Source organism: Agrobacterium sp. MS2, assembly GCF_003261015.1.
GTDB classification, from domain to species: Bacteria; Pseudomonadota; Alphaproteobacteria; order Rhizobiales; family Rhizobiaceae; genus Agrobacterium; species Agrobacterium pusense.
On sequence record NZ_QLNF01000007.1, the window covers coordinates 234,304 to 249,449 of the forward strand.

Genomic DNA, 15,146 nt, shown 5'->3' on the forward strand with positions numbered 1-15,146 from the left:
GCTGTATCCTTGAATTCTAAAAAGTGACGGATCAGGAGAGGGCGGCAGAAAGAGGGGAGAGGCGGACGCCCGGGCGAAGCCTCCTCCATGGAAGGGCAGCCGGGTCAACGGCCATTGGACCGGGTGCGGCACAAACGAGAATTGTCTCGGCAAACGGTTCGAAATCTGCGCGGAAGTGCACCGAGCTCTTGTTGACGAGAATGCTCGACGTTTCCGGCTCAATGCCGAGATAACGGAACAGGCCGCGGTCGGCCATCTGCACCTTGTGAGAGGCTACGGCTACGCGAACGCCACCGATCCTGAGGCACGCTGAAGGTCCAAGCCGCATCAGGGTGTCGCCGTAGTAGGGACCGGTGACGCGTGTCAACCCGTCGGACAATGCTTCGACGATGAACTCCGCCTCAAGCGGCTCGTCACCTGGAATGCCGGATTTTCCACCGAGCGCGATGCGGATCGTTGCGCCAATCCCCGCTGCCTGTGCTGCCAGCGCAGCCTCAGGGTCATAGAGCAGGCCAAGTGCTGCGTTCTGTGCACCGTTGTCGATGAGAGCCCGCAGCATTCCGGTCGTATCGGAATCGCCACCGGCCCCGGGATTGTCCTGCGTATCTGCAAGCACGACAGGCTTTGCGGCGGTTGCGGAAAGACGGATTGCCTCCTTTACGCCCTCATCAGCGCTGTAGACGCGCCCGGCAAAGGCGGGCTCGCTGGCGTCGATCAGGGCCTTCAGCTCGTCGGCGGCAAGATCAGCTGCTTCCTGCGTCGTTCCATAGGAGAGAACAGTCGCACCGCAATCGTTGAAATCGGCAGCCGGGAAGCCGGGAAAGAAGGAGAGCGAGAGAATTGTTTTCTCTTCCTCCAGTCCTGCGAGGCGGGCGTAGATGGATTGCGCCGGCTCCATCTCAGTACATTGCCACGATATGGGGATCAGATAGTCGATCTGACGATAGGACTTCGCAAAACGCTCACCATCCATCAGGCGGTCAAGCAAACCCGCGGCACGTTTGCCAGTCAGGGCCATGTCCACATGCGGATAGGTGCGGTAGCCGATCATGACATCGGCGTCGTCGACCGACCGCCTGGTTATGTTGCCGTGCAGGTCGAGACTGACAGCGACGGGGATGTCGTGGCCGACTGCGCTTTTGATGCGGGCGAGAAGTTCGCCCTCGCCATCGTCCAGATGTTCACAGACCATGGCTCCATGAAGATCGAGGTAGATTCCGTCGACGGGCAGCGCTGCCACGATGCCGGCAACGATCTCACCGGCAATGCGCTCGAAAGCATCCTCGGTAACATGAGCAGAAGGAACGGCGCTTGCCCGCAGTATAGGAACAACTTCCCAGTTTGCTTGCCGGGCGTAATCGAGCGCGCCCTCGATACCGGTATTTGCGCCCCGGACGAGAGCGATCATCTCCTCGCCGCGGCAGAGCGGCAGATGGCCGGATCCCTTCAGAAAGGCGTCATAAGTGGCTTTGGTGGGAGCAAATGTATTGGTCTCATGAATGAAACCGGCAAAGGCGACACGCCGGGACGTCATCGGTCATTCTCCTGGAAATTATGCAGCTTCGGGGGCAAGCGGCCGGAAATTGGCGAAATCCCAATGCCGCCCCGGGGCGGCATCGATAAGCTGGCGGGTGTATGCATGAACCGGACTGGTGAGCACTTCGTAGCCGCTGGCATATTCCACAATGCGACCTTTCTGCATAACGATCACGTCGTCACATATCTGGGCGGCAACGCGAAGATCATGCGTGATGAACAGGATGGAAATACCGAGCTTTTCCTGCAAGTCCGCAAGAAGGTCGAGTACCTGTGCCTGAACCGATACGTCGAGTGCCGACACTGCCTCGTCGGCCACGAGAACCTTCGGGTTCATGGCAACGGCACGGGCGATCGCGATGCGCTGGCGCTGGCCGCCTGAGAACTGGTGAGGATAGCGGCCCACTGCATCCGGGGGCAGGCCGACGATTGCGAGAAGTTCGCGCGCTCGCTTCAGGGCGTCCCGCCTCGGCGTACCGTAATTTACTGGCCCTTCAATGATGCTTTCCCCCACCGTGATACGCGGGTTGAGCGAGCGATAGGGATCCTGAAACACCATCTGGATATGCTGGCGATATGGCTGCAGGGTCCGGCGGGAGAAATCGGCGATTTCCTGTCCGGAAATGCGGATCGAGCCGGAGGTGGGATCGATCAGCCGCATAATACAGCGAGCGACGGTCGACTTGCCAGAGCCGCTTTCACCGACGATACCGAGAGTACGACCCTTCTTCAGTGTGAAGGACACATCCGTCGCGGCTTTTGTTCCGGCCGCGGTTTTTCCGAAAAAGCCTTTTTTGCCATACACCTTCTCAAGCTCCGAGGCCGAGAGCACGACCTCGTCCGAGAGGGCGGGGCGCGGCTCGCGCGGTTGAAGGCTTGGCACGGAAGAAAGAAGCGTGCGGGTATAGTCCATTTCCGGCGCTCTTAAAATCGTGTCGACCGGACCACTCTCGACGAGATTGCCACGGTTCATGACGTAGACGGTGTCTGCAATCTCGGCCACTACGCCCATGTCGTGGGTTATAAAGAGAACGGCGGTACCCTGCTTTTCCTGAAGTTCATTGATGAGCTTGAGGATCTGCTTCTGGGTCGTCACATCAAGGGCCGTGGTCGGTTCGTCGGCGATCAGCAGTCTGGGTTTGAGGATCAAGGCCATGGCGATCATGATACGCTGGCGCTGTCCACCCGAGAGCTGATGGGGATAGGCTGCGAATATCCGCTCGACATCGGGCAGATGCACTTCCCGCATCATCTCAAGAACGGCGATCTTCTGCTCTCTTGCTGAAAGCGTCGTGTGCTCCTGAAGCACCTCGCAAATCTGCCTGCCAACCGTCAGCACCGGGTTGAGTGCTGTCATCGGCTCCTGGAAAATCATGGCAATATTTTTCGAGCGCAGTGCCCGCATGCGACCGGCGTCGGCCTTGAGGAGGTCTTCACCTTCAAAGAGGATTGTACCCCCTGCAGGTTCAAGAGAATTTCGCGGCAGGAGCCCCATCGTAGCGAGCGAGGTCACCGATTTGCCAGAACCGCTCTCGCCCACAAGGCACACAGTTTCTCCGGCTCGGATGGTGATCGAAATGCCGTTGAGGACCGGCACGCTGTCATCGTCTCCGGTCAGGCGGATGACGAGGTTCTCGACGCGCAATACTTCGGACGCGGTGGCGGGATCGAATGCAACAGCCGTCATTTCGCGGCCTCCCTTTTCTTCATGCGCGGATCGAGCAGATCGCGCGCCGTATCACCGAGAAGGTTGATGGATAGAATGCAGAGCGAGAGCACCAGACCTGGCCAGAAGATCAGTTGCGGATTGATCTGGAAATAGGCGCGTCCCTCGGCCATGATATTTCCCCATGTCGGTATTTCCGTGGAGACACCAGCCCCGAGGAAAGACAGGATCGCTTCTGTAAGGATCGCCGAGGCGCAGACATAGGTGGCCTGCACGATGAGCGGCGCCAGGGTATTCGGCATCAGATGCCGCCAGAGGATTTTCGGAAGGCCCGAACCGGCAGCGATCGCGGCCTCGACGTAGGGCTCTTCGCGTGCAGTCAGCACCACCGAGCGAACAAGACGCACCACACGAGGAATTTCCGGGACAGTAATGGCGAACATGACGGTCCAGATATTTGCCCCGGTGAGCGAAACCACGGCGATGGCGAGCAGCAGGCTTGGAATTGCCATCAGTGCGTCCATGATCCGCATGACCACGGCGTCGAGGAACCGAAAGAAGCCCGAGACCAGGCCGATCCCCAGTCCGACAGCCACCGAGATGACAGTCGCTCCGATACCAATAAAAAGGGAGATGCGAGCCCCGTAGAGCACACGCGACAGCAGGTCCCGTCCGTAGGCATCGGAACCGAGCGGGTAGATATCGCTGGCGGGCTTGAGGCGGGCAGAGGGCGTCATGGCCACGGGATCATGCGGAGCAAGCCATGGCGCGAGAACAGCCATGAGAATGATCAGGATAAGAATTGCAAGCGCGATGGCAGGGACGAGGACAGCTTGTCCGCGTTTTTTTCTGCCGGCGAAAACGGGCAGCCGCATGGCGGCACCAAATAGCGTGGAATTGGCCATCAGTACCGTATCCTCGGATCGAAGAAGGAGTAGGAGAGGTCGATGAGGAGATTGACCATCACATAGATACCGCTTGTCAGCAGGATCATGCCCTGAATGACAGGGTAATCGCGGGCAAGAATGGCATCGACCGTGAGCCTTCCAATGCCGGGAATGTTGAATACGCTCTCCGTTACCACGACGCCGGAAATAAGCAGTGCAAAGCCGGTGCCGATAATGGTGAGCACAGGAACCGCGGCATTGCGCAGCGCGTGGCGGAACAGGACGGTATTTTCCTTCAGCCCTTTTGCGCGGGCGGTTCGCACATAATCCTCGCCCAGCACTTCGAGCACGGAGGCGCGTGTCATGCGGGCGATCAGCGCGATATAAATGGAAGCAAGTGTGAGGGCCGGCAAAATGGCGCGTTCCGCGAAAGGACCGACGCCCTTGGTGATGCTCCGGAAGCCCTGCACCGGAAACCATTTGAGGTCGATGGCGAAGACCTGGATGAGGATATAGCCGATCACGAAAACCGGCACGGAGAAGCCGACGACCGACACCGTCATGACGGCATAGTCGATCCACGTGCCGTGGCGCCACGCAGCGATGACCCCAAGTGGAACGGCAATCAGCACCGACAGGACGATCGTGACGAGCGCAAGGCTCACGGTCGGTTCGATGTGCTTGCCGATCATCGCAGTGACTGGCGTATTGGAAATCAGCGACACGCCAAGGTCGCCCTGGAGAAGCAACCAGAACCACGAGACGAACTGCACGACGATTGGTTTGTCGAGGCCGAGGGCAGCGCGGATTTTCTCAAGCTGCTCTGGCGTGGCCATGTCGCCGGCGATGATGGCGGCCGGATCGCCGGGCGTTATGCGCAGCAGGAGAAAAACGAAGACGGCTACCGTGATCATTACCGGAACGGAGGCCAGAATTCGGCGGAACGTATAGGCGAGCATAAGCATCCTCACGTCGGTTGGGCAGGCAGGGCAGCGGCATCCACAGGATGCCGCCATGTTCTTCCACGAGGCTCAGTCTTCTGTTTTCTCGATGTTCCAGAACACGGGAACCGGCGATTCCAGGAAGCCGGAAAGCTGGTTGCGCCACACGGAGGGGTTCTTGTACTGGCCAAGCGGAACGTAGCTGACCTCGTCCATGGCATGGGCCTGAAGCTCGGCGGCCGCAGCCTTCTGCTCTTCAGCTGTCGCCGCGGCGATGTATTTGGCGCGCAACGCTTCCAGCTTCTCGTCTGTCTGCCAGCCAAAAAATCCCTTGGCGCCGCGACCGTTCAACATCGGATTGTTAAGCGGCGTCATGATTTCCGGCACAATCCAGTTGGTGAAGAACATGTTCCAGCCACCCTCAGCCACCGGCTTCTGCGAGGCGCGGCGAGTGACGAGCGTCTGCCAGTCCATGGGCTGAAGTTCTACGTTGAAGCCCGCACTCCTCAGCGCAGCCGCCGCCACGACGGGCTGGGCCTTGACGGTCACGACGTCGGTTGGCTGAAGGATGACAACGGGAGTTCCGTCGTAACCGGCCTCCTTGAGGAGTGCCTTTGCGCTTTCCATATCGCCCGCGCCGGTCAGGCTTTCCGAACCGGCCAGTGCTTCAAGCGGCGTACCGCAGCCGAAGACGGAGCCGCAGATGGTGTAGTAGTCCGGATTGCCGATCAGCGCGTCGAGAACATCCTTCTGGTTCATCGCTTTGAGAGCAGCCTGGCGGATCTTCTTGTTATCGAATGGCGGGTAGAGGAAATTCATGCGGCCCATGGTCTGCGAGCCAAGCGTGTTTAGCGTCTTGACGGTCAGTTCGTCATTGCTCTCGACAAGTGGTAGAAGATCAACCGGCGGAGCTTCGATATAGTCGATCTCCCCGGACTGGATAGCGTTGATTGCGGTCTGGGCATCGGGCATGCTCAACCATTCCACACGGTCGACCTTGACCACCTTTCCGCCGGCCAGCCAGCTCGCAGGCTCGTTGCGCGGTACGTAATCGGTGAATTTTTCATAGACCGCCTTGACGCCCGGCTGGTACTCGGCCGTGACGAACCTGAAGGGGCCGGAACCGACAAATTCGGTAATGGCGGTATCGGCCGGGGTTGCGGCAATACGTTTCGGCATCATGAACGGCACGACCGAAGACGGCTTGGCCAGAACGTCGGGCAAGAAGCCGAAGGGTTCCTTCAGCTTGAAAACAAAGGTCCTGTCGTCCGTAGCCGTCAGGCTTTCTGTCTTGTCGAAGAGGATCTGACCGGAAGTATCCCGCTTGCCCCAGCGCTGAAGCGAGGCAATGCAGTCTTCTGCTGTCACAGGTGTGCCGTCGTGCCATTTCAGACCGTCGCGCAGCGTGAATGTATAGGTCAGCTTGTCATCCGAAACAGTGTAGTCAGCCATCTGGGGCTGCGGTTTGAAATCGGCATCAAGCGCCAGCAGCGTGTCATAGATCATGTAGCCGTGATTGCGTACGATATGAGCGGTCGTGATGATCGGATCGAGAATACGCAGGCCAGAATGCGGTACGGCCATCATTGTTGTGGCCGAGGCATCCGTTCCAAAGCCCGCAACACAGGCTGAAAGGGCGATGATCGCCGCAACGATCCGGCTTCTTGCCCGGCTTGCTTTTCTGGTCAACTGAGCGTGCATGATTTCGCTGTTCCCTTTTTTGTTTGGCAGGTAGCGACCGAAACGCGCGGGCATTGGCCCGCACGCAAGCGCACGGCACCCTTCCGATCCGGACCGTTTTCGATAATGTCGCTGCGATCCCTCAAAGTTTGCGCAGCGAAGAGCACTTGTACCGCCGCAAAGGTGCGGCGAAACATACGACTGCAATACCTTGCGCAACTGCGGCTGTGAGACCGCAACGCGAGAGGCTTGCAAGGTTCAGCTTACTGTCACATGGCGAGCATGTGGGCATAGCTGACTATGACGTCATTCCGATTGGCATAGAGTGCAAGGCGTTCCCCTTAGGATTATTTTACCGCGATGCGATTGCTATTCTCGACTATCGATTATAGGTTCGTTGAAAGCCTTGTCAACGATCTTGCTGCGTCGCAAAATGAATTTTACCAAACCCTCAGAAGGATCCGATCACCGGGCCCGCATTGCCGCGCTGGAAAAGGCATTTGCCGTGCTTGAGATGTTCGGGCCGGAAACGCCTGAACTGAGAATTGCCGATGTTGCGAGGCGAGGAGGGATGAACCGGTCCAGCGCCCAGCGTCTGGTCCATACACTTGTCAAATCTCATTGGCTTGAACGCGACGCACTGAGCGGTGTCCTTTCTCTCGGGCACCGGGCGTGTTATCCCGCACATGTCTATCTTTACAGCAACGAGTTGATCGATCTCGTGATGCCGCTGGTCGTCGAACTGAATGCACGCACCGGCCTCAGCACCGACCTCTGGCTCCTCGACGGCAAGACCGCTGTTACGCTGGCCCGGGTCCCGTCACCCGCCGCATCCCTGGCACTTGCCCCGGTTGGCAGCCGCGTCGCACTTGCCGAGACCGCGCCAGGCCGGGCGCTGTTGTCTCTTATGGATGCGACAACACTCGATACATTTCTGGCAACATGGACAGGCGACGCGGGTTTGCTGCGCGAGCGGATAGCCTCTGAGCGCAGCATGGGATTTTCCTTTGACGGTACTGTCGAAGGCGGATCCCGCCAAGTCATTGCGACCGCTTTTCGCGATGCAGCCGGCCAGCCCCTTGCTGCGATTTCGCTTTCCGGTCCTGTAGACACAGAGGCAGCAGGCACGGTGACCGGGCAACTTTGCGAAACCGTCTCACGCATGGGGGAGTTGATGGTGACACGGGCGGTACGCCCGGCCAACCTCGAGCCAAATCCACGCACGCTGTGGCCGCTGGTCGACGACGAGAATGATCCGCTCGCGGTGACCGCAGTTTCCAAAAGCCTGCATTTATTGCAGTTTTTCCACCCACAAACGCCGCTGCTCACCCTGACGCAACTTTCACAGCAGACCGGTTTTCCGGTGCCGACTGTCCAGCGCATTACAGATACGCTGGCGGGACTGGGCTATCTGAAGAAAGACCAGCCCAAACGCGCTTTCCATGTCTCGGAGCGGGCGCTTGATCTTCTTTATCGTTTCCAGATGGGAAACGCGTTGCTCCGGTCGGTATGGCCTCGGCTTATAAGGCTGCGGGAAGAATGCGGGCTGCGTTGTTCCTTCTGCATCCTGGATGGCACGGAAATCATCCACCTGCTGCATGTTCAAAGCCGACCACAACCGGCTTTCAGAACCGCCTATCCGGGCAGGCGACTTCCGGCCGTTTCATCTTCCGGTGGTCGGGCGATCCTGTCGTGGCTGCCACCTGGAGAGATTGACAGAATTCTTTCGGAAAGCCCCGTCCAGCCCGGTACTCCCTTTACCGTTACGAACAAGGACGAAATCCGCACAGAGATTCTGGAGGCAAGCGTTCGAGGCGTGGCTTTCACGGATCGCCAGTCGATCCGCGACGAGGTAAATGTTGCCGCTGCGGTACCAGGGCCAGAGGGTCGTCCGGCGGGAGCCATCGTCGTATCCGCTCCTGTGCACAGCTGGTCTGTCGAGCGGCTTGAGCGCGAAGTCGTGCCCCTGCTGGTGTCCCACGCCCGTGGCGGATAAGACCTGCCTCACCCGATGTTCTGATCCGCATGGGCCTCCCGGGAAGGGGGGCGTCGGGATCAATTACGGTCCTGACGGACTGCGTGTGAACATGCAGGCGCTGGTTTCACAGCTTGAGCAGTGACATCGAGCCGAAGCCATAATGATGAGCACCGATAATCGGCGAACCAGTTTTCGACCGACCGTCCATTGCTCCCGACTGCAACTGTCAGCATGAACGTTTCCAGACTCCCTCGGGCTAAGCTCTATTATGGAACTACCCGCGCTTTCATCCCACATGAGATGAGACGCGAGCTTTCCGATATTTCGGCGGAAGTTCTGCGGTTGGCAGATCGTCGACCTTGAACTGCTTACCGGTCGACCAGGGAAGCATGTTGAGCGCCACACCAAGCCCCGCGATGATCGCAGCAACTACGGGCCTGGTTCCGAATTTGTTCAACCCGGAAAATTTGAAGCCGGAAACAAGAGCACCAAGCGGTTTAACGATCAAGAACGGTATCAACAAGAATGGCATGGAGACGAGAAAGAGCACCGTCGGGATCGCTGCCTCGAGCATAGGGTCGCCACCGTGTCGGAGGCGAATCCGCGGGTTACGGGCGATTGCAAATGGAATAAGTTCTTCCATGAAGCGAACGTAGCCGGCTGATTGATCGGTACGTGCCTCTCCCTGCCAATGCAGCGAGGATATCTCCCTCGACGCGAAGAGCATCCGCAAACGGGCGCTGTAGACGGGAAAACCGGTGGAACCGACCCCACTCGTTACGTGAACGTGTATGAACCGAATAGAGGCCCACGGGATGAGACGGACGGATCCTGCCTGCGTCACCAAAAGGCCTTTGGCGTCGATGACGTAAGCGGTTGTGATCATTGTGGATCCCACGCGAGGCATCACGATTTGCGTGGTAAAGCTGTACGAAGGAGGGTCGTCCGTCTGCAATCGAGGGCTCTCGTGCGTTCAAAATCAGAAAGCCGGGCTAACCCGGCTTTCATTACTCATCGGAACGGCCAGTAGCTGGTGGCGACGTGATACCATTGCTGTAGGTAGACCCAAGCGGTGTCGAGCGCTGCACCCACCACGAACAGTGCGACCGCAACAAAAATCGCTGGCACCTCAGGATTGCGATCACGCGCAAACTCGTCCGCCAATTTCTGCTCGTGGTACATGTGAAGCAGGCTTTTTCCGTTCATCTTACCGTTCCTGGTCGTCTCGATCGCGCTTGTCTTCGCGCTCCTGCCTCAGTTCATCAAGGCGGTTCAACTGCCTTGCCGGAGGCTCCGCCTGCGAGACTTCGCCTTCTCGGACCGCTGCCTTTTCTTCTACTACAGGACGCGCGTTCGGAGAAGTCTCAACCCCGACAGTCTTGTCATCAAGCTCCGGAACAACCTCGGCTTACCATCTGCGCCGGGCGACCAGTTCAAGACGCCATCGATGGCGGAATGACCAAAAGCCAATGTCGCGCTACTGAAGAGAAGAAATGGCGTAAAATACCGCATAATTTATAGGGTTTTCGGCCTGCTTTTAATCCCTGGAAATCGACCTTTGGAATGACTAGCCGGAAATCAACTCTGCGCGCTGGCCGGATTCGATATTTCCTATTTTGACAGGTTCGCAGTAAACTCCGAACGCGCGACCTGCTTTTCTCAATACCGTTCTGAGAATCTCCGGCTGTTCCGGCAGATCAGGCTGTGCGGCAAGGATCATTCCGCACCGTTTTGTGAGGTCTGTCACCTCGACCTCCGCCAGCCCGAAACTAATGACCTTACCGATCCATTGAAACTCAGCAAAACCTGTCACATTACTGGTTTCGAGTAGAATATTTGGCCGAAAGCGCAAACGGTCAACCGTACTATCCGATGACATTTGTTGAAGCTCGGCCAGTGACGAAGTGGTGACCAAGTGAAGTGCCGATCTCGAGTATCGGTTCTCAACAGTGGGAAGAGAAGGGGCAAGCGGGTCCGCATCGATGTAACTTCCGATACCGACGTCAAAACCAAAATACTTCGAAAGTTCCAGTCGCAATTGAGAATCCTCAATATAGAAATTACACCCATTTGGAAACGTGATCCGCACACCGCCATCATCAATGGCGCTGCGGAGGAAAAGTGCCGGCCGCCATCGAACGTCTTTTTCCGGCGCTGCGGCGACGCCGGATACATTGTCGAACAGCGCAAAACGCCTGTCGCCGACGATGCCCGCTGGCTCTATTTCTGCGCATTTGCATCGTTCTCCACCAAGCGAGCTTACCGGGAAACGCCAGATCTCAGCGACTTTCCCAATAACGTGTTTTGAGCGAAAAGTGACCGTCATATCTATTCTGTCCGCTATGTCAGGCTGTGAGCAGCAAGTCGGCTGTCGTCGCCCGAATATCGTCGAGGATAGCCTGCGCGGCCGCCTGCCCTAACTCCGCGGCGCTGGTGATACCCTGTACAAAGGGGTTCTTATGCAACAGGAATGGTATTGCCACGCAATAAAGCCGGTTGGATAACAAGCCGGTATCGCGTGGACGATAGCATTCGTCGACCTCGATACCGCCGGTCCTCTTGAAGTTGAGGCCTGTCGTATCGGCTATTAATCCAGTCGAAGCCATGCGCGTGACAGCCGGTTTGACGGCTGCCTGCTTCACGAGCGAAGGAAACGGCAGGTCCCGTGCCGATAACGCCGTTTGGCCGGTCGCATCGATGAAACTTTCGAAGACTTCTTCCGAGTCGCCCGCGGTCACTCTGGCGCCCCGCGCAAGGCCACACGTGTCTATTGCGTAATCTTCTCCCAGCGCGATAATTTCCAACCTGCCAGCGTTTCGAAGCGCAAGCAAACGGTTGATCGAAAGGTGGGGTACGGTCGCATATTCATCGATGAATATACTTTTAAACGATCGGTTGAACCGCGCTAGGTCACGCGTGTCCAGGTGCGGGATTGCTCTGGCGATGATTTCATGTGTGATGAGTATGGCGTAGCGCCAAGGCACAGTGAATCGCTGCTCTGCGTTGCGTTCGACTTCGGCTAGGTTTGCTGCTGCCCAGACAAATGGATCCACTCCCGACCGGCGAGAGTAATATGCGCCAGCAAAGGTGTCTGCCGTCAGGCAATTTAGCCCTATTTCGGCTGCGTAGTCAGGATCGGCGGTCGCGATTTCCCGCTTGAAGAGCTCGAAAACCCTGTCGAGCAAACCGGCAGAGCCAATCTCGATTTCTCCATTGACAGCTTCCTGCGTGCAAACACTCGGTGTCCGGTAGGGAAGCGGGCAATAGAAATCCGCCTCCGGTAACAGTCCCTTGCGGGACATCATCACGGCTGTGAAGTTTTCGTGCCCGGTGGATGCGTGAAACCTCATTGTTCCCGTGTCGTCATAAACAAACGAGCCGCAGGATACCGCGACGGTCAAAAGCGCGTCGATACTGCTGAGCGACGTCCCAAGTATCCCAAGCCTTCCATAGCAGGAACTTTTGAGCGCGGAAGCGGGCCACGGAGACGCAAAGTAGCCTGGCTGCACTTCGGTCTTATCAGGCCAATTATGGCCCGTTGCCATCACGACGTGGTCATAGATCGCGTCGAACTTTCCGTCAGGGCTTTCGACGCAAATTCGGATATGGTCGACGTCGAGCGATATATCACTGACGCGGTGCCCGGGGCGGATATCGATCTGGTGACCTTTCTCGACTCCATAATCCACAAGCGCACTGAACTGCTCTTGAAAATAATCACCGAGAACCAACCTCGGGTAAAACGCACGCTCGCTGATGGCATCGCGCACAATGGCAAAACGGTTAAGGTAATCGTCTTCCTGGCGAGATAGCCATTCCACCAGTGACAGCGGCAACGGCGGTATCTCGATGCTCGGAATGTTGGAAAGCATGACAGGATCATTTGAGCCGGGAAGATAGGGCGTTCCCTTCCCTGCCAACATTTCCGCTTCGAAAACAGTAATACTCATTGAGGAAGGAGAATGAATAAGTCGCTGAAGGGAAAAGATTCCGGTAGGCCCCGAACCGATAATGCAAATGCGACTGTTCATGCAAACCATCTCCAACGCCACCCTTTGCAGCGCCGGTTTATAACGGTGTGCAGCGCGGACTGTTCCAGTGACGGCAAACTTACATTCGATGGACGCGCCGTGACGCTGCGATTCTGCCAATGACGCTGGTGTGCAGATTCGCTACGGATAGGATATCGCCCGTTCCATCTTGTCACTACGATATCAGAATACCAAATCATGACGGTTAACTCACTGCGGTTTTCATGACAGTCATAGCTTCCTACATCTACCGCCTTGGCAAGCGTGCCGAAGAACTCCCCTTGACTGGCCGACCGTTCCCCGAGAGGGACGGCGAGTTTGCCTGGATCGGTATCACCGACCCGACCGTCGAGGAAATGGCGAGCCTGAAGTCGATGTTTGACCTGCATCCGCTTGCCGTCGAAGACGCACTGAACGGGAGGCAGGTGCCGAAAGTTGAGGTGTACGGCAATCAGCTCTTCGTCATCATCAAGACCGCTCATCTTGAGGGCGACAAGATTGCCTATGGCGAAACCTGTATTTTCGTCGGACGGCACCATGTGATTTCGGTCCGGCATGGTTCGGCACGCTCCCACAAGGAATTGAGGGAGCATCTCGAACAGTCTCCGCAACTCCTCGAACATGGCCCGGACTATGTCCTGCACGGTATCATCGATTTCGTCGTCGACGGTTATCTGCCGATGGTCGAGACGCTGGAGGACAAGGTGCTTGAGATGGAAAAGCACATGCTGATTGCATTTCTCGAAAGGGAGCAGATCAGACGGCTTTTCCGCATGCGACGGCAGGTGATCCGCTTTCAGCGTATTCTGGGCCCGATGGAGGAGGTCGCTGGCAAGCTCGCCAATCTGGAGCTGCCCTGTATTGACGAGAACGCCAAAGCCTATTTTCGGGACGTGCTTGACCATGTACGGCGCGTCGAATTCATGATGTCAGGCTTGCGGGAAGTTATCACTTCCGTGTTCGAGGCCTCGAACCTGCTTGAACAGCAGCGCCAGGGTATGATCACCCGCCAGCTTGCAGCCTGGGCCGCGATCCTGGCTGTCCCAACGGCGATCGCCGGCATTTATGGAATGAACTTCGAGCACATGCCGGAACTGAAATCGGAATATGGCTATTATGTCGTGATCGCCGTAATCATCACCCTTTGCGCGATACTTTATTACCGGTTCAAGAAGACAGGATGGCTGTGATATATCGAGCAACCTTTACTCTCCATTCTGTGCAACGGCCCCAAATCACGGACAACGCTGAACCTGTTCAGGAGTTAAATTGGCTACCGGATTGATCGCATTGTTTGACGACGTGGCAGCGATAGCTAAGGCTGCCTCCGCGTCCCTCGACGACGTCGCAACCCAGACTGCCAAAGCCAGTGTGAAGGCGGCAGGTGTCGTGATCGACGACACCGCCGTCACGCCGGCCTACGTCGTCGGTCTGGCTCCCGCGCGTGAACTGCCGATCATTGGCAAAATTGCGCTTGGATCGCTTAAAAACAAGCTGATCTTCCTCCTGCCCATCGCTCTCGTCCTCGGATATTTCGCTCCCTGGCTCATCACACCGCTCCTGATGATCGGTGGCATATACTTGAGCTACGAAGGCGCGGAGAAGCTACATGAGGCATTTTTCGCTCATGCCCCGGAACACGGTCCGGACGACAACGCGGCGCTTGATGCAACAGATCTGGAAAACCGCAAGGTCGCAGGCGCGATCCGTACCGACTTTATCCTCTCGGCCGAGATCATGGCGCTGACACTGGCTGGTGTCTCCTCCTCCGGCATCTATACCCAGGCAGGGGTCCTGGCGGCGGTTGGCATCCTGCTCACCGCAGCAGTTTATGGCGTGGTCGCGCTCATCGTCAAAGCAGATGATGTCGGATTGCACCTGACGAAGTCCGGTGGACCCTTGTCAAGAACGGTCGGTGCCGGCCTGGTCAAAGGTGTACCGTTTCTTCTCAAGGCACTGGCAATCGTTGGAACAGCGGCAATGTTGTGGGTAGGCGGAAGCATTATCGTACACAGTCTGGCGGGGATGGGATGGCATCAGCCTGAACATCTGATCGAAACAGTCGCATCAAGGATAGAACAAACCCTAGTGATTGTCCCCTCCGTGACGAATTGGCTGGCCACCGCGTTTATTCAGGCGGTAATCGGTATAGCGACCGGCGGCGTCACGATCTTATTGCTGTCGATCTGGACGAAACTCGCGCGGCGTATCGAACGACCCTAGTCGCGTCTCCCGAACTTCTCGATCTATCCATGACGCTCGCCGAGCCACCTCCTCTCGGTGATCGTCGCGCGCATTCTCGCCCTTTGCCTGTCGATAATCGTGCAAAGCGAGCGCTCCACAAAAACTCGCGGGCAAGTTTTGACCTGAGACACGTTTAGCGCTCGGTGGTTTGATAGGTCAAAGTCTATATGCGCCGGTTGTCAT

12 protein-coding genes are annotated in these 15,146 nt (G+C 57.3%); 3 read left to right on the forward strand and 9 right to left on the reverse strand.

The window, feature by feature from the left end; translation table 11 throughout:
• Nucleotides 1–31 precede the first annotated feature (31 nt).
• The 5 genes from DOU54_RS02760 to DOU54_RS02780 all read right to left on the reverse strand — a co-directional run bounded on the left by DOU54_RS02760 (nucleotide 32) and on the right by DOU54_RS02780 (nucleotide 6,731).
• Entirely contained in the window at nucleotides 32–1,534 is a 1,503-nt protein-coding gene (locus DOU54_RS02760) for a M81 family metallopeptidase (protein ID WP_044459534.1), read from the reverse strand.
• Nucleotides 1,535–1,552: 18 nt separating this feature from the next.
• Nucleotides 1,553–3,223, reverse strand: coding sequence for an ABC transporter ATP-binding protein (locus DOU54_RS02765; RefSeq protein WP_022563353.1), 1,671 nt, complete (start codon nucleotides 3,221–3,223; stop codon nucleotides 1,553–1,555).
• On the reverse strand, nucleotides 3,220–4,077 hold the full coding sequence (locus tag DOU54_RS02770; protein ID WP_223215483.1) for an ABC transporter permease: 858 nt from the start codon (nucleotides 4,075–4,077) through the stop codon (nucleotides 3,220–3,222). Before DOU54_RS02770 ends, DOU54_RS02765 begins: the two co-directional genes overlap by 4 nt.
• A gap of 29 nt (nucleotides 4,078–4,106) precedes the next feature.
• Entirely contained in the window at nucleotides 4,107–5,048 is a 942-nt protein-coding gene (locus DOU54_RS02775; protein WP_004437414.1) for an ABC transporter permease, read from the reverse strand.
• A 72-nt stretch (nucleotides 5,049–5,120) separates the two neighbouring features.
• On the reverse strand, nucleotides 5,121–6,731 hold the full coding sequence (locus tag DOU54_RS02780; RefSeq protein ID WP_113730559.1) for an ABC transporter substrate-binding protein: 1,611 nt from the start codon (nucleotides 6,729–6,731) through the stop codon (nucleotides 5,121–5,123).
• A 412-nt stretch (nucleotides 6,732–7,143) separates the two neighbouring features.
• Here DOU54_RS02780 and DOU54_RS02785 point away from each other — a divergent pair, with 412 nt between their 5' ends.
• Entirely contained in the window at nucleotides 7,144–8,706 is a 1,563-nt protein-coding gene (locus DOU54_RS02785) for an IclR family transcriptional regulator (RefSeq protein ID WP_113730490.1), read from the forward strand.
• Between the two features lie 268 nt (nucleotides 8,707–8,974).
• On the opposite strand, the gene DOU54_RS02790 is transcribed toward DOU54_RS02785, so the two are convergent.
• The 4 genes from DOU54_RS02790 to DOU54_RS02805 all read right to left on the reverse strand — a co-directional run bounded on the left by DOU54_RS02790 (nucleotide 8,975) and on the right by DOU54_RS02805 (nucleotide 12,719).
• On the reverse strand, nucleotides 8,975–9,574 hold the full coding sequence (locus DOU54_RS02790; protein WP_113730492.1) for a hypothetical protein: 600 nt from the start codon (nucleotides 9,572–9,574) through the stop codon (nucleotides 8,975–8,977).
• Nucleotides 9,575–9,699: 125 nt separating this feature from the next.
• Complete coding sequence (locus tag DOU54_RS02795) at nucleotides 9,700–9,894, reverse strand: hypothetical protein (protein ID WP_022563347.1); 195 nt, start codon at nucleotides 9,892–9,894, stop codon at nucleotides 9,700–9,702.
• Nucleotides 9,895–10,255: 361 nt separating this feature from the next.
• A complete protein-coding gene (locus DOU54_RS02800; RefSeq protein WP_113730494.1) occupies nucleotides 10,256–11,014 on the reverse strand; it encodes an MOSC domain-containing protein in 759 nt (252 codons plus the stop codon).
• A 19-nt stretch (nucleotides 11,015–11,033) separates the two neighbouring features.
• Complete coding sequence (locus tag DOU54_RS02805) at nucleotides 11,034–12,719, reverse strand: FAD/NAD(P)-binding protein (RefSeq protein ID WP_113730496.1); 1,686 nt, start codon at nucleotides 12,717–12,719, stop codon at nucleotides 11,034–11,036.
• Nucleotides 12,720–12,943: 224 nt separating this feature from the next.
• On the opposite strand from DOU54_RS02805, the gene DOU54_RS02810 reads away from it, so the two are divergent.
• Together DOU54_RS02810 and DOU54_RS02815 are read left to right on the forward strand one after the other, a co-directional pair.
• Nucleotides 12,944–13,909, forward strand: a complete 966-nt coding sequence (locus DOU54_RS02810; RefSeq protein ID WP_022563344.1) for a magnesium and cobalt transport protein CorA — start codon at nucleotides 12,944–12,946, stop codon at nucleotides 13,907–13,909.
• A 79-nt stretch (nucleotides 13,910–13,988) separates the two neighbouring features.
• Nucleotides 13,989–14,942: a DUF808 domain-containing protein gene (locus DOU54_RS02815; RefSeq protein ID WP_113730498.1), complete on the forward strand. Its 954-nt coding sequence runs from the start codon at nucleotides 13,989–13,991 to the stop codon at nucleotides 14,940–14,942.
• Nucleotides 14,943–15,146: the final 204 nt, after the last annotated feature.